The sequence below is a fragment of the Brevundimonas sp. Root1423 genome (assembly GCF_001426805.1).
This window is the reverse complement of sequence record NZ_LMFL01000021.1, coordinates 18,541-36,488: the sequence shown is the minus strand read 5'-3', so window position 1 is coordinate 36,488 and position 17,948 is coordinate 18,541. Positions and strand designations below refer to the sequence as shown.

The window sequence follows — 17,948 nt, the reverse complement described above, 5'->3', positions numbered from 1 at the left end:
CGGCGTCGATCTCGTCGATGAAGATGATGCAGGGGGCGTTCTTCTTGGCCTGTTCGAACATGTCGCGCACGCGGCTGGCGCCGACGCCGACAAACATCTCGACGAAGTCGGAGCCCGAGATCGAGAAGAAGGGCACGCCCGCCTCCCCGGCCACGGCGCGGGCCAGCAGGGTCTTGCCGGTGCCGGGAGGGCCGACCAGCAGGGCGCCCTTGGGGATCTTGCCGCCCAGCTTCTGGAACTTGCCGGGATCCTTGAGGAAGTCGACGACCTCCTGCAGCTCTTCCTTGGCCTCGTCCACGCCGGCGACGTCGTCGAAGGTCTTGCGGCCCTTGTGCTCGGTCAGCAGCTTGGCCTTGGACTTGCCGAAGCCCATGGCCCCGCGCGCGCCACCCTGCATCTGGCGCATGATCAGGATCCACAGGCCGATGATCAGCACGAAGGGCAGCAGGCCGATCAGGGCGCTGACCCAGATGGACTGGCGCGTGCTCTTGGCGTCGACGACGGCGCCGGTCTCGGCGATGCTGGTCAGCAGGTCGCCGTTGGGAACGGGCGTGGTGACGGTGACGACCCGGTTGTCCTTCAGGGTCGCCTTCAGGGTCTCGCCGCGCGACTCGACGCTGGCGATGTCGCCGGCGTCGCGCGCCTTGAGCAGGTCGGAATAGGTCATCGCCTGGGGCTGTTGCGCCGCGGCCTTGGCACCGGCGGGGGCGGCGATGCCCCCGGGACGGCTGACGGCCACATAGACGGCCATGGCCCCGAGGATGATGAGGCCCCAGAAGGCGAAGTTACGCAGGTTCATGCTCGTCTCGTTCCTCGGGCGCGGGCGCGCCCCGTCACTGATGTCAGGTCGAAAATAGGGGGTTCGGAGGCGTTGCGCCATGGATGACGGCGCCCAGGTCCCTTTCGTGCGTCATTCGGTCCAGCGCGAGCGCCAGTCTCCATTCGATCAGCGACCGCGTTCGCGCCGCCGTCCGTGCAAGAACCGGGGCGCCGCCATCGTTCCGGATCAGCACAGGTTGGCCGCCGCGAGCCGGGGGCGGCAGGGCCTTCAGGACCGCGCGATCGGCGTCGGACAGGGCGGCCATGCGGCCGGCGGCGGAGACGACGGACCAGCCGGGTTCGGCTGAGGTGATGGCCCAGCGGCCGTCCCAGACGGCTTCGACTCCGGGCGTCAGCGGCAAGGGCGGCGGAGGACGGCGGGTCAGTTCGCCGGGCTCGCGGGTGATGGCGACGCGGTTGGCGGCGGCCTCGATGCGAGCGCCGCAGAGGGTGGCGGTGAAGGATTCGCCGGAGCGAAGGCGGGTCACGAGGGCGCTCAGCCGGTCCCGGCGGGGCGGGCGGTCACCGCCTCCGGCGCAGACGAGGACCGCGGCGAGGGCCTGAGCGTCGATGTCGCGGGGCGGTTGGAACCACCCCTCTCCCCTCGGCAGAGGGGTTGAGCGGGCGGCGCAGCCGTCGTTCTGGCGCGAAAGGGTGAGGGGTTCCGGCGGCGGCGCCGCATGGTGCCGTAACCCCTCGTCCGCCCACCCGGCTTTCGCCGGGCGGGCCCCTCCTTCTCCCGATGGGAGAAGGGAGGCGCGGGCGCGGCTGCGGGCGTACGTCAGGTCCTCATTGGCCGGGTCGTCGATCCACGCCGCCCCCTGCCCCGCCAGCCAGTCGCGGACCTCCGCCCGGCCAGCGTCGAGCATGGGGCGCAGCAGCATCAGCCCGCGCCCCTCGGGCCAGGCCGGAGACGGAGCCCAGTCGCGCAGCCGGCCGAGCGTGGAGCCTTCTTCCCGCATGACCTCGCCCTCGGCGATGTCGTCGGCGGTGTGGGCGAACAGGATGATACGGGCGCCCGCCTCGCGCGCGGCGTCGGCGATCAGCGCGTGTCGGGCGCGGCGGGCGGCGGCCGTCAGGCCCGTCGAGGGTTTCGGCCCGGCCCACGTCAGGCGCCGCCACTCCGCGCCGGCGTCCTGGGCGGCTGTCCGGGCGAAGGCGGTCCAGTCCGCGCTGTCGGGGTGGAGCCCGTGGTCGACCGTCAGGGCCAGCAGGCGTCGCCCGTTGGCCCGCGCCCAGCCGGCCGCGACGTGCAGCAGGGCGAGGGAGTCGCCCCCGCCCGACAGGGCCAGGGCGAGCGGATGATCGACGTCCGGCTCCAAGCGAGCGGACAGGCGGGCCAGAACCGGCCCGGTCCAGTCGTCCGGGGTCGGGTTCAGCCCGGCCGCCGGACCGGCGTCGCGGCGGGGCAGCCGATGCGGGTCCGGGCCTCGGCCGCGCGGGTGCGGACCACCGGCGTCGCGGCCTCGGCGTAGCGGCGGCCGAACTCGGTCAGGGCGGTGCAGGCCTGGGTCTTGCGGTCGGTGGCGTTCAGCGCATTGGCCAGTTCCAGCGTGGTCGCCGGGGCCCAGGGCGTGGTCGGCCAGCCCCGCAGGGCGGCGGCGTAGGCCGAGACCGCGCCCGCATGGTCGCCGGCCGAGACGCGCAGGTCGCCCAGACGGCTCGAGGCCTCCTGGGCCTGGGGCGTGTCGGGCCAGGCGGCGATGACGGCCTGCAGGGCGCGGTCGCCCCGCGCCGGATCGCTGGCGGCCAGGCGCGCGGCGGCGGTCAGGTCGCGGGCGGCGTCGCCGGTCGGCGAGGTCGTCGGGATCGGGGCGTTGAGCTCGGCTTCGCGGGCGGCGGCCTGTTCGATGGCCTGCAGACGGCCCTCGGCGTCGCGCAGGCGGGTGGTCAGGGCGCCGTTGTCGCGCGTGGCCTCGTCCAGCTGGAAAGTCAGCCGCTCGAGGTCGCCGTTGACGCGCTGGACCGTGGCCTCCACGTCGGACAGCCGGCGATCCATCAGGCCGACGCGGCCCTGAAGCGCCACGACCTCGGCGTCGGGCTCGATGATGACGGGCTGTCCGGCGGCGTTGCGCTGGGTCACGGCGCGCTCGAGACGGCGCACATTGCGGTCCAGTTGGTCCAGCCGGCGCTTGTCCCACTGGATCGGCTCCAGCGGCGCGGTCTGGGCCACGACGGTCGTGGTCCCGGCGATCAGGATCACGCCCAGGACCGAGATCAGGGCGTTGCGCGTACGGAGGGCGGCGGGCAGCTTCAGCATGGTCATGGTCGTCCCAGGGGCGCCGCCCCGCCGCGTGGCGACGGGGCGAAGGATCGTATCAGCGCGTCGCGCCCGAGACGATCGCGGTGTGGGCGTTGCGGTTGCGGGCGAAGGCTTCTTCGGTCGAACCGGCGGCGATCGGCCGTTCCTTGCCATAGCTGATGGTGTCGATGCGGCCGGCGTTGACGCCGCGCTCGACCAGATAGGTGCGGACCGATTCGGCGCGGCGGGCGCCCAGGGCCAGGTTGTATTCGCGGGTGCCGCGTTCGTCGGCGTTGCCCTCGATGCGAACGGTCACAGTGGGATAGCGCTGCAGCCAGGCGACCTGGGCGTCCATGCGCGGATAGGCCTCGGGGCGGATCTGATAGCTGTCGAGGTCGAAATAGACCCGGTCGCCGACGTTGACGACGAAGTCCTGCTCGGAGCCGGGGGCGGCCGCGCCGACGGCGCCGCCGGTGATCGGGGCGGCGCTGTTGTCGTTGTACTGCTCGTTGCCGGCGGGCGGCACGGTCTCGCCCGCGCCGGTGTCGGCGGGACGGCGCGGGGTGCAGGCGGCGATGGCGGTCACGGCCAGGCCGACGGCGGCCAGACGGACCAGGGTCGAGGGCTTCATCATCGGATCGTCTCCTTCAGGTGAGGCCGGGGCCTCTGACTTGGCTTTAAAGCGTTGCTACTGACGCGCCACCGGTTTCACCAGTCGCGATAACGCGGGTTTGAGCTACAGGGCTCGGTTTGTCGTCAGCTCGGGCAGGCGTCGGGGCCGGTCCCGCCCAGATTCGACGGCTGTTCGTCCAGAAGCGGCGACCAGGCCGGGTCCGAACCCCGGCCGTCGTAGCCGGCCTGGGCCACCACCCGGCCTGACAGGTCGACGGTCCACAGCCGGGTGTCGCCGCCCGGGCTCTGGCGCGCGAACATGATGTAGCGCCCGTTCGGGGCCCAGGACGGACCCTCCTCGAAATAGCTGGACGACAGGATGCGCTCGCCCGAGCCGTCGGGCTTCATGACGCCGGTCGAAAAACGGCCGCCGCCCTGTTTGGTGAAGGCGATCAGGTCGCCGCGCGGGCTCCAGTTCGGGGCGGTGTACAGGCCGCCGCCGCGGGCGATGGCGCGCTGGCCAGTGCCGTCGGCGCGCATGACGTACAGGCGGGCGCTGCCGGACCGGTCCGAGGTGAAGACGATCTGGCTGTTGTCGGGACTGAACGAGGGCGAGGTGTCGATGCCGGGATCGCTGGTCAGGCGCCGCACCTGACGGCTGGACAGGTCCATCACATAGACGTCGGTGTTGCCGCCCCGGATGATCGAGAAGGCCATCTTCGACCCGTCGTTCGAGAAGCGCGGGGCCAGGACCTGGCCGTCGAACTCGCCGAGGCTTTCGCGGCGGCCGGTCGCCAGATTGTAGAGGTAGATGCGGCTGTAGTCCCTGCCCAGCGCTACATAGGTGATCTCGTTGGGATCGTTCAGCGAGAAGCGGGGCGACATGATGATCTCGTCGCCCTGGGTCAGATAGATCGGGTTGAACCCGTCCTGGTCCGAAATCGCCAGACGCGACAGGCGGTTCAGCTGGGTCCCGCTTTCGGAGACGAACACCACGCGGCTGTCGAACAGGCCGGTCTCGCCGGTCATGCGCTGATAGACCAGGTCGGCGATCTTGTGGCCGATCCGGCGCCATTGCTCGGGCGTGGCGGTGAACTGGTAGGAGGCCAGCTGGCACTGGCGATAGGGGTCGTACAGCCGGAAACCGTAGTCATTGCGGTCATCGGGCCGGCGCGTGACCGCGCCATAGAGCACCGCCTGGGCGCCGATCGAGGTCCATTGCGGGAAGTTGGGGGCATTGGCCAGGGTCAGCCCGGTCTCGACGAAGCCGGCCGGGTCCATCGGCTCGAAATAGCCCGAGCGACGCAGGTCGGCGCGGATGACGCCGCCCAGGTCGGCCCCGTTCTGGCCGTCGAAATTGACCACGGCGATCTGCAACGGCCGCAGCACGCCCTGATCGACGACGATGTCTTCCTGCTGCGGCGGCGCCGGCGTCTGGGCCGACGCGGCCTCGGCGGCGAGGCTCGCCGCCAAGGCGGCTGTGGCCAGAAGAAGGGTCGTTCGCATCAAGGTCTCCAGTCGTCTGCGCGGGCGGGACCGACGCACCCGGACCGCGTGTTCGCCAGCTTGGGCGGGAATGCGGCGATAATCAGGTCCGCCAACCGGTCCAGGGCGATAGGTAGCCCGAAGGCGTCACATTGGTGAAGGCGCGATCAGCGGGAGCCGCACATCGTCGCCGTCCGGAACGAAAAGGGCAGTTCCTGCTGTTCATAACCGGCGGGCATGTCGAATGGCGCGGCCGCATGGATGGCGCGAAGCACCGAATCGGCCGCCGCGCGCCAGCCCGGCTCGCTGCGCGGCTGGGTCAGGCGGGGACTGCCGACGATCCGGCCGCGCGCATCCAGGGTGACGCGTACGCCGATGGTCAGGTCATCGCCGCCCGGAATATCGCAGTTCACGTCCCAGTGCGGGGTCACCTGGCCCGCGAGGGCCTGCAGCGAGGCCCGGCCGACGGCCTGCGGGGCCGAACCGCGGCCCGTCTGCCCCGTGGCCGGGCGCGTGCCGGGCCGGGTCGCGGGACGCGGCGGCCCCGCGAGGGCGTCGAGGTCCAGCGTCTCCTCGCGGCGCGGCGGGGTCGGGCGGGGCGGCGTGGGCCGCGGCGGGGTCGGCTGGGCGCGCGGCGGCGTGGGACGCGGCGGCGTTGTCTTCTTCAACGGCGTGGGCGTCGGGAGGGGCGGCGGGACCGGCTTCGGCTCGGGCGGCGCGGGAACCGGCTCGGGCGGCGGGGCCACCGGCGCCGTGGCGGCGTCCTCGGTGACCAGCTCCTCGCTCGGATTGTCGGCGGCGGCGGCCTCGATCACCACGTCGGAGACGATCGAGACGGGCACGGCGTTGAGGATCGGACGCAGCTCGGCGCGGGGCGCGAACAGGCTGGCCGCCAGCACGGCGGCGATGGCGCCCCCGTGCACCAGGACGGAACCGATCAGGGCCGGGCCTGGCCGTTCCAAGGCGTCAGCCCTCCCCGCCTGATCCGGTAGATTGGGCCGAGGTGTCGGTGATCAGGTTCATTTTCGTGAAGCCGGCGCCCGACAGCCGGGCCATGACGCGCGCCACGGCCTGGTAGGGCGCGCGGCCGTCGGCGCGGACGAAGACCGGCTTGTCGCGCGCGTTCTCGCCGCCCTCCTGGGCCACGGCCAGGATCAGGCGATCCCACGCCACCTCCCCATCGGCGACGAAGATGGCGCCGTCGCGGTCGATCGAGACCACCACCGGCTCCTGATTGGTCTCGACGGCGCTGGCCTCGGTCCTGGGCAGTTCGACCTCGACCCCGGTCGTCAGCAGCGGCGCCGAGATCATGAAGATGATCAGCAGCACCAGCATGACGTCGACCAGCGGCGTCACATTGATCTCGCTCAGCGGCCGCTTGCGCGGCCGTCTGCGGCCCCGGACGTGTCCGCCCCCGCCGCCGCCCGCCAGCGCCATGGCTCAGAACTCCCGGCGGCTGTAGTCGCCCGAAGGCGGCGCGGGCGCCGGCGGCGGCGGCGACGCGGCGGTCGAGCCCCCCAGACGGCGCGCCACGGCGGACTGCAGGTCGTCGGCGAAGCTTTCCAGCCGGCCGGTGAACTTGCCCGCGTCGATCGAGAATTTGTTGTAGGCGATATAGGCCGGAATGGCCGCGGCCAGGCCGAGGGCCGTGGCGAACAGGGCCTCGGAAATCGCCGGGGCCACGGTGGCCAGATTGGTGTTGCCCGACAGGGCGATGGCCCCGAAGGCGTTCATGATGCCCCAGACCGTGCCGAACAGGCCGATGAAGGGCGAGGAGGTCGCCACCACCGACAGCACGCCGAGGCCGTTCTCGACCCTCTGGCCCTCGCGGGCGATCAGGCTGTCCAGCGCCCGGTCGATCCGCGACATCAGCAGATTGGCCTGGTTCTCGGTCAGGGGGCCGCGCGTCCGCGCCTCGCGCCAGTCGGCCAGGGCGATGACCAGCATGCGCGGCAGCGGATGGACCGGATCGGGACCCGCCTGGGCGGCGACCTCTTCCAGCGACCGGCCGGACCCGACCGCCTTCTCGAAATTGTCGGCCTGGCGGTTCAGCGACGAGAATCGCGCCGCCTTGTCGATGATCACGGCCCAGGACCACAGGGAGGCGATCGCCAGTCCGATCATGATCGCCTGCACGACGATGTCGGCCTCGAGGAACAGGCTCACGGGGTTGATCATCGAGGCCTGGGCGGCGGTGGTCATCGAAGGGCGTCCTTGCCGTCTGTCCGTCCCTGTGCACCGGACGGCCGTGGCGGTTGTGTGGCGTACTGCACCGGGTCTAGCGAGGTGTGGCGGCGACGTCACCCGTCTACACGCGTCAGGCGGGGGAAACGGCTACGCTTCGCGCGCCAGCCACGGGCCGACCTTTTCCACGAGCGCCCGCGTGGGCCGCCGGGGCCGTCCATCCATATGGATGCACACGACCTCGACATCCGCCCGGCACAGCACGTCATCGCCGCGCGTGACCGTCTGGGAGATCAGCAACCGCGGCCCCTTCACCGCGTCATAACAGGTGCGCACGATGAGGGCGTCGTCGATGCGCGCGGGCTTGAGGAAGTTCAGCCCCATCCTCGTCACCACGAAGGCCATGGGCTGGTCGCCGTCCAGCAGGTCGGCGTGGCCGATCCCCATCAGCCGCAGGCAGTCGGACCGGCCGCGCTCGAAATAGCGGACATAGTTGGCGTGATAGACCAGGCCGGTGAAATCCGTGTCCTCGTAATAGACCCGCACGGGCAGACGGTGCTCGCGGCCCTCGAATCGGCCGGTCGTGGGCTGGTCGGTCATGGGGTCGTCGCCGGCGGTCTGGGCAGGTGCGGACAGTCGGCGCGCAGCATGGCCTGGAATTCGGTCGCCAGCGGATCGTCGCTCATCATGATCCGGTTGGGGCGCGAGATGAAGCTGTACGCCGCGCTCTCGCCGCGCCGGCCGACATAGCCGCAGACGACGCGGCCCCGGCCCTCGTCCAGCAGGCGGATCTCGGCGGTGCGGCCCAGTTGCTCGCGGGCCTGGCGCAGCACCCGCCGGGCCGGGGGCTCCTCGACCACGCCCGGCCGCGAGGTGCGGACCGCCCCCCAGACGATCACCGCGCCCAGCAGCAGCACCGCGGCGCCCAGCACCGCGATCAGCCGGTCGGTTCGGATCGCCCTTCGCGCCATGCGCCTCTCCTTCACGCGGAGCATGAAGGGGTTCGGCGATGGCGGAAAGGGGCCGCCTCCCCTTCCGTGCATCCCGGCTTTCGCCGTGGACGGGCGGACAGCGCGATGCGCGGGTTATTTGCCCCCGAACAGTCCGCCCTGCTCCGGTCCCCGGGGCGGTTCGGTCAGGCCGAGGTGGGCGTAGGCCCGGGCGCAGGCCATGCGGCCGCGCGGCGTGCGCTGGATGAAGCCCTGCTGCAGCAGATAGGGTTCGATCACGTCCTCGACGGCGTCGCGCGCCTCGGCGATGGCGGCGGCGAGGGTGTCCATGCCGACGGGACCGCCCCCATAGTTCTCGATCAGGGCCTTGAGAAAGCGGCGGTCGTTGGCGTCCAGCCCGGCCTCGTCGACCTCCAGCCGGGCCAGGGCGCGGGCGGCGGCCAGACGGTCGATCATCGGCGACCCTTCGGCCCCGGCGAAGTCCCGCACCCGGCGCAGCAGCCGCCCGGCCACGCGCGGCGTGCCGCGCGAGCGCGAGGCGATCTCGCGCGCGCCCTCGTCGTCGACCGCCACGCCCATCTTGCGCGCCGCCCCGGTGATGACCCGCACCAGTTCATCGGGCGTGTAGAATTCCAGCCGCAGGGGAATACCGAAGCGGTCGCGCAGGGGCGTCGCCAGCAGGCCGGCCCGCGTCGTCGCCCCGACCAGGGTGAAGGGCGCCAGATCGATCCGCACCGAGCGCGCCGACGGCCCCTCGCCGATGATCAGGTCCAGCACATGGTCTTCCATGGCGGGGTACAGGATCTCCTCGACCGTGGGGGCGAGACGGTGGATCTCGTCGATGAACAGCACGTCGCGCGGTTCGAGATTGGTCAGGATGGCGGCGAGGTCGCCGGCCTTGGCCAGGATCGGGCCCGAGGTGGCGCGGAAGCCGACGCCCAGTTCGCGGGCCACGATCTGCGCCAGGGTGGTCTTGCCGAGGCCCGGCGGGCCGAACAGCAGGACGTGGTCCAGCGCTTCGTTCCGGCCGCGCGCGGCGTCTATGAAGACCTTCAGATTGCCCTTGGCCTGCTCCTGACCCACGAACTCGGACAGGGTCTGGGGCCGCAGGGCGCGGTCGTAGGTTTCGCCGGGGGCGGGGTCGGCGGAGACGATGCGGTCGTCGGTCATGGGCGCACCCCGGAAACTCCGTGCATCCCGGCGAAAGCCGGGACCCGGTTCTTTCGCGGGGCAGTCTGCATGGGATTGGCGTCAGCGTATCGGCGGTCCGACCGGGTCGCCCAAAGCACTGGGTCCCGGCTTTCGCCGGGATGATCGGTTGAGAGAGTCACCGCCCCAGCTCCTGCAGGGCGGCGCGGATCACGGCGGACAGCTCGGCCTCCTCGCCCAGACGGATCAGGGCCTGGTCGACGGCGCGGCGGGCGTTGACCTCGGCCACGCCGAGACCGAGCAGGGCCGAGACCGCCTCGCCGGTGACGCTGGGCAGAGGCGGCGCGATTTCGGCATGAACGCCCGGCGCGCTCGGTGTGAAGGAGACGTCGCCCAGCGGCTTGCCCTTCAGTTCGGTGACGATGCGCAGGGCCAGCTTGGGGCCCACGCCGTTGGCCCGCGCCACCGCCGCCTTGTCCTCGCGCGCCACCGCCGCCGCCAGCTCTCCGGGCGGCAGGACGTCGAGCACGCTGAGCGCCGCCTTGGGACCGACGCCCTGGATGCCGTTGAGAGTCAGGAAGGCCCGGCGCTCGTCCCGGGTCAGGAAGCCGTACAGCCGCGGGCCGCTCTCGGCGTTGAAGGTGGATTCGATCTGCAGGGTGGCCTCGTCGCCCGGGGCTGGCAGACGCTGCAGGGTGCGCGCGCCGCAGAACACCACATAGCCGACGCCCGAGCAGTCGATCAGACAATGGTCCTGCTCGACCTCGGCCAGCACGCCCCGGAGCCGGCCGATCACGCCGCCCCCCGCATCGCCAGCAGGGCCCGCTTGCGCAGCTGCGCATGGGTGATGGCCACCGCCAGGGCGTCGGCGGCGTCGGCCTTCACCTCGCCCGCGGACGGCAGCAGGCGTTTGACCATGAAGGCGATCTGGCTCTTGTCGGCGTGGCCGGCGCCGACCACGGCCTTCTTGATCAGGTTGGGCGAATACTCCGCCACGGACAGGCCGCAGCGGGCGGGAGCCAGCATGACCGCCGCGCGGGCGTGGCCCAGCTTCAGGGTCGACGCCGGGTTCATGTTGACGAACACCTCCTCGATCGCCGCTTCGTCGCAGGCGTGCGCCGCGCAGACCGCGCCCACCCCCTCGAGGAGATGCAGCAGCCGCTCGCTGAACGGCGCGGCCTCGGGCGGGCTGATCACCCCGTGCGCGACCCAGCGCAGCCGCGAGCCCTCGGCGACGACCACACCCCAGCCGGTGCGGCGAAGACCGGGGTCAAGGCCGAGGATGCGAGTCGCCCCATCTGGAATCAAGGTGTTCGTCATTCGTTCCATTCATGCCTCAAACGAGGTTGACGAACAATGACCGGCCGTCACTCCTCGCGGGGCAGGATGGAAAAGCCCGCCAGGCCGTCCTCGGCGCTGAGCTGGGCCACCAGGCGGTCGATGTCGATCGGCACGTGTCCCTTGACCTTGAGATGATGCTCGTGGATCGCGCCGTCGTGGGTCATCACATGACCGAGGCGGACCACCTTCACCCCGTTGCCGCGCAGCAGGTCGCGGACGGCCAGGCCGCTGGGCGCCTGGCCCCGCTTCCAGCGCAGGACCACGTCCATCACCCCCACATGGGGCAGCTTGGCGTCCAGGAACCGCAGCACGGCCAGCACGGCCAGGGTCGCGCCGGAACCGATCAGCGCCAGTTCCGTCATCCCCACGCCGTACAGGACCCCGATCGCCGAGGTGACCCACAGGGACGCCGCCGTGGTCAGGCCGTGGACCGAGAACCCCTCGCGGAAGATGACCCCGGCGCAGAGAAAGCCGATGCCGGTCAGCAGGCCATGCGACATCCGCGTCGGGTCGATCACCACCGTCTGTCCCGGCAGGGCGGTGAAGGCCCAGGTCGCCTGGTGCATCGCCGCCAGCATCAGCAGGCAGGAGGTCAGGCACACCAGGATATGGGTCCGGAAGCCCGCCGGATGGCCGTGATAGGTGCGTTCGATGCCGATCAGCCCGCCCGCCGTCATGGCCGCCGCGACGGGCCAGACCAGATCCCAGTTCATGTGTGTAAATCGCTCCGCAGACTGACGAATCTTCAGCCTAGCCCCGCCCGCGGCCCGCGATCAAGCGGTCGTCGTCCGGTCAGTCGTTTCGCGGATCCAGCCGGTAGGACGTCACACCCTCGATGGTCCGCAGCCGGGCGGCGAGATCTTTCAAGGCCCCCTCGTCGTTCAGCCTCAGGCTGAAGCTGCGGCGCACGCTGTCGCCGTCGTCGATCAGTTCGAACCGGTCCGCCCGGCGCGCGGGATCGGCCTCCGCCAGCGCCGTCTCGACATGACCCTCCGCGTCGGGATCGCCGCGCCGCCACACCACTTCCGCGTCCACGACCGCTCTTCTCGGCAGCTTCAGGTCCACCAGCCTCAGCACCACCAGTATGGCGGCCGTCAGCAGGGCCCCCGTCGCGCCGAGGGCGAACAGCCCCGCGCCCAACAGAAGGCCGATGGCGGCCGTGATCCATAACGACGCCGCCGTCGTCAGCCCGTGGATCGAGAAGCCCGAGCGGAAGATCACGCCCGCGCACAGGAAGCCGATCCCGGTCAGGACCCCGTGCGCCATCCGCGTCGGATCGCTGACGATCTGGGTGCCCGCCAGCGGCGCGAACCGCCAGGCGCCCTGCGACACCGCCGCCTCCATCAGCAGGGCCGAGGCCAGACAGACGAGGATATGGGTCCGGAATCCGGCGGCCCGTCCCCGCCACTCGCGCTCGAACCCGATCAGGCCGCCGGCCGCGACGGCGGCGAGCAGGGGCAGGGCGAAACCCGGCAGGTCGGTCATGTGCATGCTCCGGCGACGGTCGATCGCGCGGCGCTGTTCCGCCTCGCGCCGATCCACGCTAGCCTCGATCCGGGATCGGGAGAACACAGCATGTCGACTTCAGGCGGCGCCGTCGTCGTGGCCATGGCCCGGCGGGCCGAACGGACCATCGTCCAGACCCTGCGCGAACACGGCGCCACGTCGGCGGACCGGGCGGTGCCCCTGTCGGTCGGACGCCCCGGCGGCCGCGCGGCCTTGCGGCGGCTGACCCGGTGCGACGCCGTGCGCCCGAACGGCGAGCGCTACTGGCTGGACGAGCGGGCCTGGGAGGCGATGCGCGACGGCCGGCGGGTGCGCGCCGTCTTCGCCCTGATCGTCGTGGCGGCGGTCGTCATCGGCCTTGTCGCCTTCGGCGCCACGCGCGCGGGGGCCCAGACGCCGGCTCTCCGCCCCGACCAGGCGGCCTTCCGCGCGCTCTATGAAGAATTGGTCGAAACGAACACCACCCTGTCGCAGGGCAGTTGCACCCTCGCCTCGGAACGCATGGCCGCTCGCCTCCTGGCCGCCGGCTATCCCGCCGCCGACGTGCGCATCCTGACCCCGGCCGACCGCCCCAGGGACGGCAATCTCGCGGCGGTGCTGCGCGGTTCGGACCGGTCCGCCGAGCCCCTGCTGCTGCTGGCCCACATCGACGTGGTCGAGGCCAATCCCGCCGACTGGACCCGCGATCCCTTCACCCTGGTCGAGGAGGACGGCTATTTCTACGCACGCGGCGCGTCCGACGACAAGGCCCAGGCCTCGGTCTGGGTCGACACCCTGGTGCGGCTGAAGTCAGCCGGCTTCCGGCCGCGCCGCGACATCAAACTGGCCCTGACCTGCGGCGAGGAGACCGCCGACACCTGGAACGGCGTCGAATGGCTGCTGCGCGAACACCCCGACGCGCTACAGGCCGGCTTCGCCCTCAACGAGGGGGCGGGCGGCCAGCTGGACGCTGAAGGAAACCGCGTCGCCCTGAACGTCCAGGCGGGCGAGAAGCTGTATCAGGACTATACCCTTGAGCTGACCAACCCCGGCGGCCACAGCGCCCGGCCGCGCAAGGACAACGCCATCGCCGCCATGTCGCGCTCGCTCGCGGCGCTCGGGGATTACGACTTCGCGCTGGAGCTCAACCCGGTCACCCGCGCCTATTTCGCGGCCGTGGCGGAGACGTCGCCGCAATACGCCGCCGATCTTCGCGCCCTCACGGCGAACGATACGCCCGATGCGGCGGCGGCGGCGCGTCTGTCGGCGGCCAATCCGATCTGGAACGCGACGATGCGCACGACCTGCATCCCGACGCTGATCAACGGCGGTCACGCGCCCAACGCCCAGCCCCAGCGCGTCACCGCCAACGTCAACTGCCGCATCTTCCCCGGCCATACGATCGAGGAAACCCAGGCCGAGATCGCCCGGGTGCTGAACAACCCGGCCATCGCCATCTCGCCCCTGGGCGCCGCTGATCCGACATCGCCGCCGCCGACCCTGAGCCCGGCCATCCTCGACCCGATCCGTCAGATCGCCGGCCGGATGTGGCCCGGCGTGCCGGTCGTGCCGACCATGGCCGTGGGGGCCACCGACGGCCGGTTCACCAACAAGGCGGGCATTCCGACCTACGGCGTCACCGGCATGTTCGGCGACCCGGACGGCGGCGGCGCGCATGGCCTCAACGAACGCATCCGCGTGCGCTCCCTCTACGAGGGCCGCGACTTCCTGTTCGATCTGGTCAAGGCCTACGCCTCGGCGCCGTAAAGCGTGCGGAACCGGCCCGGCGCGTTTGGCGTTAGGGGCCGATGCGGCGGCGTTGGCTGCTTCACAGGAGGGGCGATGCACGGCCCGACCGACCGGTGTCTCGACGTCGAGAATTTCTCGGCCCTCAAGGCCGAGGTGCTGCGCGCCGCGGTCGAACTGTCCGACGAACAGCTGATGGATCTGACGGACGCCCTGCACGTCATCCTCCGCCTGCGCCGCCCTGGCCGGCCGATACGGCATCCTGACGGCTGGGTCACCGACGAGCTTCGCAGCTTCGCCTGAGCGGCCTCAGCCCGCGTACTTCGCCATGTCCTCGTCCGAGATGTCCTCGTTCGAATAGACGTTCTGCACGTCGTCCTCGGCGTCCAGGGCGTCGAGCAGCTTCATCAGCGTGCCGACCGCCTCGCCGGTGACCGGCACCTCGGTCTGCGGGCGCCAGACCAGGGCCGTGGACTTGGCGTCGCCGAGGATTTTCGACAGGGCCTCGGCCACTTCGTTCAGGTCCTCGAACGTCGTCCAGATGGTGTGGCCCGGCGCGTCCTCGTAGATGTCGGGCTTGACCAGATCGCTCTCGACGTCCTGGGCGCCGGCCTCGATGGCGGCCTCCATGACCGCGTCCTCGCTGCCGGCCTCGGCCGGGTAGATGATCCGGCCGACGCGGTTCCACATGAAGGCGACGGAGTTCATCTCGCCCAGCTGGCCGCCGTTCTTGGTGAAGCAGGAGCGGATGTTGGAATTGGCGCGGTTGCGGTTGTCCGTCAGGGCCTCGACGATGATGCCCACGCCGCCGGGGCCCCGCCCCTCGTAGCGGACCTCTTCCATCGTATCGACATCGCCGCCCGCGGCCTTGTTGATGGCCCGCTGGATCACGTCGCGCGGCAGGCTTTCGGCCTTGGCGTTGTTGACCGCCAGACGCAGGCGCGGGTTCATGGCGATGTCGGGCATGCCCAGCTTGGCGGCCACGGTGATGTCGCGCGACAGCTTGGAGAACAGCTTGGAACGCTGCGCATCGGCGCGTCCCTTGCGGTGCATGATATTCTTGTATTTGGAATGGCCGGCCATGAAGCTCTCTTGAAGTGGGCGCTATCGTTCGCCGCGCGGCGGCTCGCTGCATGAGCGCGGACGGCGTCGGATGAGCCCGCGCATCTAGCCGAAGCCGCGTGCGCTGTCACGACACAGGAACCGCCCGCGCCCCGGGACATTCTTCCTGCATCCCGAACGGAGCCGTTTCCATGACCGCCGAAGACGTCATCTACGACGCTGACCTGTACGCCGACGGCGACCTCGACGAGGCCGACATCGTCGAGTGGTACGAGACCCGGCCCGTCTCCGTGTCGACCGCCGTCGCCGCCGGCTCGATCATCGCCGCCTTCACCCTCGGCGCCCTCACCGCGGTGGGCGCCCTGGCCCTGATGGGCCGGCTGGACGACTAGGCCTTCAGGCTCTCCAGAAAGCCGCGCATCTTGTCGTCCACCGGCACCGGCCGCTTGGTTTCGCGGTCGACATAGACGTGGACGAAATGGCCGACGGCGGCGGCGTCTTCCTCGTTGTTGCGGAACAGGCCGATTTCGTAGCGGACCGAGCTGGTGCCCACATGGGCGACCCGCACCCCGGCCTGGATCTCGTCCGGGAAGGCGGTCGGCGCGAAATAGCGGCAACCCGTCTCGACCACCAGGCCGATGGTCGTGCCGTGGTGGATGTCCAGCACGCCGTTGACAACCAGCAGCCGGTTCACCGCCGTGTCGAACCACGAATAATAGACGACGTTGTTCACATGGCCGTAGACGTCGTTGTCCATCCACCGCGTGGAGATGGCCTGGAACCGGCGATAGTCGCCGCGTTTCGTGCGCTCGATCGTACCCGTCATGAAGTCTCCCTTGGCGCTATCGCTCGGCGCGCGGCGCCTCGCTGCTTGAGCGCGTTGTTTCCCCGGCGCGTCTGTGCGCGCTTGAGGGCAGCCTTGGGCTTGGCGGAGGCGGCGTCAAGCGCCTAGCGTGCCCGCATGCAGACCACCGCCGCCGTTCTCCGTACCCTGGGCGCCCCCCGCCCCTATGCGGACAGCCTCCCGCTCTCGATCGAGACCGTGACGCTGGACGCGCCCGGCCCCGGCGAGGTGCGGGTCGCCGTCAAGGCCGCTGGCCTGTGTCATTCGGACCTCAGCGTCATCAACGGCGACCGGCCCCGCCCCCTGCCGATGGCCCTGGGCCACGAGGCTGCGGGCCTGGTCGAGGCGCTGGGGGACGGCGTCACCGACCTGGCCGTCGGCGACCATGTCGTCATGGTCTTCATGCCCTCCTGCGGCCACTGCAACCCCTGCGCCGGGGGCCGCCCCGCCCTGTGCGAGCCGGGCGCCGCCGCCAATGGCAGGGGCGAGCTGCTGACCGGCGGTCGCCGCATTCATGACGCGGCGGGCGACCTGAACCACCATCTGGGCTGCTCCGCCTTCGCCGGCCATGCCGTCGTCTCGCGCCGCTCTCTGGTCAAGATCGACGCCGACCTGCCGTTCGAGCACGCGGCCCTGTTCGGCTGCGCGGTCCTGACCGGGGTCGGGGCGGTGGTGAACACCGCCGGGGTGCGGGCCGGCCAGGGCGTCGCCGTGGTCGGCCTGGGCGGAGTCGGCCTGTCGTCGGTACTGGGCGCCCTGGCGGCCGGCGCCGCTCCCGTCGTCGCCGTCGACCTGTCCGAAGACAAGCTGGCGCTGGCCCGAACCCTCGGTCCGGTGCAGACGGTCAACGCCGGCGACGCGGACGCCGTCGAACAGGTCCGCGCCCTGACCGGCGGCGGGGCCGATTTCGTGTTCGAGATGGCCGGGTCTGTCCGGGCGCTGGACGCCGCCTGGCGGATGACCCGGCGCGGCGGGACCACGGTCACCGCCGGCCTGCCCCCGCCCGAGGCCGCCCTGGCCGTCAACGTCGTCTCGCTGGTCGCCGAGGAACGCACCCTGAAGGGCAGCTACATCGGAACCTGCGTGCCCAGCCGGGACATCCCCCGCTATGTCGCCCTGTTCAGACAGGGGCGCCTGCCGGTCGATCGCCTGTTGACCGGCGTCATCCCCCTGTCGGACATCAACGCCGCCTTCGACCGGCTGGCCGACGGCCAGGCGGTGCGGACCGTCGTGCGGTTCTAGACCAGCTTCAGACCCACGCCCGGCTTGCCGTCCGGCTTGCCGACCGAGACGTCCAGCGTTTCAACGCCGAACTGCAGGCCGCGCACGGCGCGCGCCGCCAGGGCCTTCATCTCGTCCGCGGGCCGGTCGGAACGGATGTCGAGGAACCAGCCGATCCGGCCGATGTCGGGCCAGATGGCCCGCGCCAGCCACACCCCCTCGACCATCGGGGCCTTGAAGTTGTCCCGGATCACCTGCGTGAGCATGACGGGTTCGTTTTCGGGCTCGACATCATGCAGTTCGACCCGACCGGAGACGGGGTAGAACGACGGCAGCTGTTCGTGCTCCAGCACGGCCTTGATCTGGTCGGGGTTGAGCAACAGACCCTTGCCGTCCTCCGGGTTCAGCAGCACCACCGAATCCTTCAGAAGGCTGAGCAGGGCTCGCCCCTGCATGGCGAGGATGCGCGCGTCCTCGCCGAACACCCGGGTCGCCCGGCTGGGATCGGTGAACAGGCTGACGCTGTCGCGGCCGTCGTTCAGCACCAGGCCCCGCAGGATCAGCTGCTCGCCCTGGCGCAGCACCTTGCTCCCGTCGTCGCCGGGGGTCCCGCCGGGGCCCTCGGGATCCGGCACGGCGTACAGGTCGGCCTCGAGCATCACCCGTTCGAACCACCCCATGCGCGAGGCGTCGGCCAGAGCCTCGTAGAGGGCCTCCTCCAGCGGGTTCAGGGGATTGTCGGTGAAGACGAGGGGCTGGGCGTCGGTCATGGTCTACTCGGCGTCGAAGGGGCCGACACAAGAGGCGA

The 17,948-nt window shown here is 71.1% G+C and carries 22 protein-coding genes; 4 read left to right on the top strand and 18 right to left on the bottom strand.

Features of this window, described 5'->3' with window-relative positions:
• From ASD25_RS13085 to ASD25_RS13015, 15 genes are all read right to left on the bottom strand, one after another.
• On the bottom strand, positions 1 to 799 hold a 799-nt coding region (locus tag ASD25_RS13085; protein WP_156389303.1), incomplete at its 3' end, for an AAA family ATPase.
• Between the two features lie 43 nt (positions 800 to 842).
• Positions 843 to 2,141, bottom strand: coding sequence for a tRNA lysidine(34) synthetase TilS (tilS, locus tag ASD25_RS13080; protein ID WP_200943626.1), 1,299 nt, complete (start codon positions 2,139 to 2,141; stop codon positions 843 to 845).
• A gap of 53 nt (positions 2,142 to 2,194) precedes the next feature.
• Positions 2,195 to 3,085: a tol-pal system YbgF family protein gene (locus ASD25_RS13075; protein ID WP_235561779.1), complete on the bottom strand. Its 891-nt coding sequence runs from the start codon at positions 3,083 to 3,085 to the stop codon at positions 2,195 to 2,197.
• Between the two features lie 52 nt (positions 3,086 to 3,137).
• Positions 3,138 to 3,692, bottom strand: coding sequence for a peptidoglycan-associated lipoprotein Pal (gene pal, locus ASD25_RS13070; RefSeq protein WP_055831275.1), 555 nt, complete (start codon positions 3,690 to 3,692; stop codon positions 3,138 to 3,140).
• A 125-nt stretch (positions 3,693 to 3,817) separates the two neighbouring features.
• A complete protein-coding gene (tolB, locus tag ASD25_RS13065) occupies positions 3,818 to 5,179 on the bottom strand; it encodes a Tol-Pal system beta propeller repeat protein TolB (RefSeq protein WP_055830982.1) in 1,362 nt (453 codons plus the stop codon).
• 146 nt (positions 5,180 to 5,325) lie between these two features.
• A complete protein-coding gene (locus ASD25_RS13060) occupies positions 5,326 to 6,120 on the bottom strand; it encodes a hypothetical protein (RefSeq protein WP_055830984.1) in 795 nt (264 codons plus the stop codon).
• A gap of 4 nt (positions 6,121 to 6,124) precedes the next feature.
• Positions 6,125 to 6,595, bottom strand: a complete 471-nt coding sequence (locus tag ASD25_RS13055; protein ID WP_055830985.1) for an ExbD/TolR family protein — start codon at positions 6,593 to 6,595, stop codon at positions 6,125 to 6,127.
• Positions 6,596 to 6,598: 3 nt separating this feature from the next.
• Positions 6,599 to 7,360, bottom strand: a complete 762-nt coding sequence (gene tolQ, locus ASD25_RS13050) for a protein TolQ (protein ID WP_055830987.1) — start codon at positions 7,358 to 7,360, stop codon at positions 6,599 to 6,601.
• 132 nt (positions 7,361 to 7,492) lie between these two features.
• Complete coding sequence (ybgC, locus tag ASD25_RS13045; RefSeq protein ID WP_055830989.1) at positions 7,493 to 7,942, bottom strand: tol-pal system-associated acyl-CoA thioesterase; 450 nt, start codon at positions 7,940 to 7,942, stop codon at positions 7,493 to 7,495.
• On the bottom strand, positions 7,939 to 8,313 hold the full coding sequence (locus tag ASD25_RS13040; RefSeq protein WP_055830991.1) for a hypothetical protein: 375 nt from the start codon (positions 8,311 to 8,313) through the stop codon (positions 7,939 to 7,941). Before ASD25_RS13040 ends, ybgC begins: the two co-directional genes overlap by 4 nt.
• Positions 8,314 to 8,427: 114 nt before the next feature.
• Positions 8,428 to 9,462 carry a Holliday junction branch migration DNA helicase RuvB gene (ruvB, locus tag ASD25_RS13035; protein ID WP_055830993.1) on the bottom strand — a complete coding sequence of 345 codons (1,035 nt, stop codon included), beginning with the start codon at positions 9,460 to 9,462 and terminating at the stop codon, positions 8,428 to 8,430.
• A 157-nt stretch (positions 9,463 to 9,619) separates the two neighbouring features.
• A complete protein-coding gene (gene ruvA, locus ASD25_RS13030) occupies positions 9,620 to 10,237 on the bottom strand; it encodes a Holliday junction branch migration protein RuvA (protein WP_055830995.1) in 618 nt (205 codons plus the stop codon).
• Positions 10,234 to 10,761, bottom strand: a complete 528-nt coding sequence (gene ruvC / locus ASD25_RS13025; RefSeq protein WP_055830998.1) for a crossover junction endodeoxyribonuclease RuvC — start codon at positions 10,759 to 10,761, stop codon at positions 10,234 to 10,236. The genes ruvA and ruvC overlap by 4 nt, the downstream gene beginning before the upstream one ends.
• Positions 10,762 to 10,808: 47 nt before the next feature.
• A complete protein-coding gene (locus ASD25_RS13020; RefSeq protein ID WP_055831000.1) occupies positions 10,809 to 11,495 on the bottom strand; it encodes an MgtC/SapB family protein in 687 nt (228 codons plus the stop codon).
• A 79-nt stretch (positions 11,496 to 11,574) separates the two neighbouring features.
• Positions 11,575 to 12,267: an MgtC/SapB family protein gene (locus ASD25_RS13015; protein ID WP_055831277.1), complete on the bottom strand. Its 693-nt coding sequence runs from the start codon at positions 12,265 to 12,267 to the stop codon at positions 11,575 to 11,577.
• A 90-nt stretch (positions 12,268 to 12,357) separates the two neighbouring features.
• On the opposite strand from ASD25_RS13015, the gene ASD25_RS13010 reads away from it, so the two are divergent.
• Positions 12,358 to 14,034, top strand: coding sequence for a M20/M25/M40 family metallo-hydrolase (locus ASD25_RS13010; protein WP_200943625.1), 1,677 nt, complete (start codon positions 12,358 to 12,360; stop codon positions 14,032 to 14,034).
• Between the two features lie 75 nt (positions 14,035 to 14,109).
• Positions 14,110 to 14,316, top strand: a complete 207-nt coding sequence (locus ASD25_RS13005) for a hypothetical protein (protein WP_055831002.1) — start codon at positions 14,110 to 14,112, stop codon at positions 14,314 to 14,316.
• Between the two features lie 6 nt (positions 14,317 to 14,322).
• On the opposite strand, the gene ASD25_RS13000 is transcribed toward ASD25_RS13005, so the two are convergent.
• A complete protein-coding gene (locus ASD25_RS13000; protein ID WP_055831003.1) occupies positions 14,323 to 15,096 on the bottom strand; it encodes a YebC/PmpR family DNA-binding transcriptional regulator in 774 nt (257 codons plus the stop codon).
• Positions 15,097 to 15,266: 170 nt separating this feature from the next.
• Between ASD25_RS13000 and ASD25_RS12995 the strand changes: the two genes are divergently transcribed.
• Entirely contained in the window at positions 15,267 to 15,467 is a 201-nt protein-coding gene (locus ASD25_RS12995) for a hypothetical protein (RefSeq protein WP_055831005.1), read from the top strand.
• On the opposite strand, the gene ASD25_RS12990 is transcribed toward ASD25_RS12995, so the two are convergent.
• A complete protein-coding gene (locus ASD25_RS12990; RefSeq protein WP_055831007.1) occupies positions 15,464 to 15,901 on the bottom strand; it encodes a thioesterase family protein in 438 nt (145 codons plus the stop codon). The genes ASD25_RS12995 and ASD25_RS12990 overlap by 4 nt on opposite strands.
• Positions 15,902 to 16,036: 135 nt before the next feature.
• Here ASD25_RS12990 and ASD25_RS12985 point away from each other — a divergent pair, with 135 nt between their 5' ends.
• Positions 16,037 to 17,161: a zinc-dependent alcohol dehydrogenase family protein gene (locus ASD25_RS12985; protein ID WP_055831009.1), complete on the top strand. Its 1,125-nt coding sequence runs from the start codon at positions 16,037 to 16,039 to the stop codon at positions 17,159 to 17,161.
• Here ASD25_RS12985 and ASD25_RS12980 read toward each other — a convergent pair.
• The gene (locus ASD25_RS12980) at positions 17,158 to 17,910 is read right to left on the bottom strand and encodes an SseB family protein (RefSeq protein WP_055831011.1); all 753 of its coding nucleotides are present in this window, start codon (positions 17,908 to 17,910) and stop codon (positions 17,158 to 17,160) included. The two genes, ASD25_RS12985 and ASD25_RS12980, sit on opposite strands and share 4 nt — an antisense overlap.
• Between the last annotated feature and the right edge of the window lie 38 nt (positions 17,911 to 17,948).

Bases quoted from the DNA above. Each gene is read 5' to 3' on its own strand.
- ASD25_RS13075 (WP_235561779.1), bottom strand. From the start codon at position 3,085: ATGACCATGCTGAAGCTGCCCGCCGCCCTCCGTACGCGCAACGCCCTG.
- pal (WP_055831275.1), bottom strand. From the start codon at position 3,692: ATGAAGCCCTCGACCCTGGTCCGTCTGGCCGCCGTCGGCCTGGCCGTG.
- tolB (WP_055830982.1), bottom strand. From the start codon at position 5,179: ATGCGAACGACCCTTCTTCTGGCCACAGCCGCCTTGGCGGCGAGCCTC.
- ASD25_RS13055 (WP_055830985.1), bottom strand. From the start codon at position 6,595: ATGGCGCTGGCGGGCGGCGGCGGGGGCGGACACGTCCGGGGCCGCAGA.
- tolQ (WP_055830987.1), bottom strand. From the start codon at position 7,360: ATGACCACCGCCGCCCAGGCCTCGATGATCAACCCCGTGAGCCTGTTC.
- ybgC (WP_055830989.1), bottom strand. From the start codon at position 7,942: ATGACCGACCAGCCCACGACCGGCCGATTCGAGGGCCGCGAGCACCGT.
- ASD25_RS13040 (WP_055830991.1), bottom strand. From the start codon at position 8,313: ATGGCGCGAAGGGCGATCCGAACCGACCGGCTGATCGCGGTGCTGGGC.
- ruvB (WP_055830993.1), bottom strand. From the start codon at position 9,462: ATGACCGACGACCGCATCGTCTCCGCCGACCCCGCCCCCGGCGAAACC.
- ruvC (WP_055830998.1), bottom strand. From the start codon at position 10,761: ATGACGAACACCTTGATTCCAGATGGGGCGACTCGCATCCTCGGCCTT.
- ASD25_RS13020 (WP_055831000.1), bottom strand. From the start codon at position 11,495: ATGAACTGGGATCTGGTCTGGCCCGTCGCGGCGGCCATGACGGCGGGC.
- ASD25_RS13015 (WP_055831277.1), bottom strand. From the start codon at position 12,267: ATGACCGACCTGCCGGGTTTCGCCCTGCCCCTGCTCGCCGCCGTCGCG.
- ASD25_RS13010 (WP_200943625.1), top strand. From the start codon at position 12,358: ATGTCGACTTCAGGCGGCGCCGTCGTCGTGGCCATGGCCCGGCGGGCC.
- ASD25_RS13005 (WP_055831002.1), top strand. From the start codon at position 14,110: ATGCACGGCCCGACCGACCGGTGTCTCGACGTCGAGAATTTCTCGGCC.
- ASD25_RS13000 (WP_055831003.1), bottom strand. From the start codon at position 15,096: ATGGCCGGCCATTCCAAATACAAGAATATCATGCACCGCAAGGGACGC.
- ASD25_RS12995 (WP_055831005.1), top strand. From the start codon at position 15,267: ATGACCGCCGAAGACGTCATCTACGACGCTGACCTGTACGCCGACGGC.
- ASD25_RS12990 (WP_055831007.1), bottom strand. From the start codon at position 15,901: ATGACGGGTACGATCGAGCGCACGAAACGCGGCGACTATCGCCGGTTC.
- ASD25_RS12985 (WP_055831009.1), top strand. From the start codon at position 16,037: ATGCAGACCACCGCCGCCGTTCTCCGTACCCTGGGCGCCCCCCGCCCC.
- ASD25_RS12980 (WP_055831011.1), bottom strand. From the start codon at position 17,910: ATGACCGACGCCCAGCCCCTCGTCTTCACCGACAATCCCCTGAACCCG.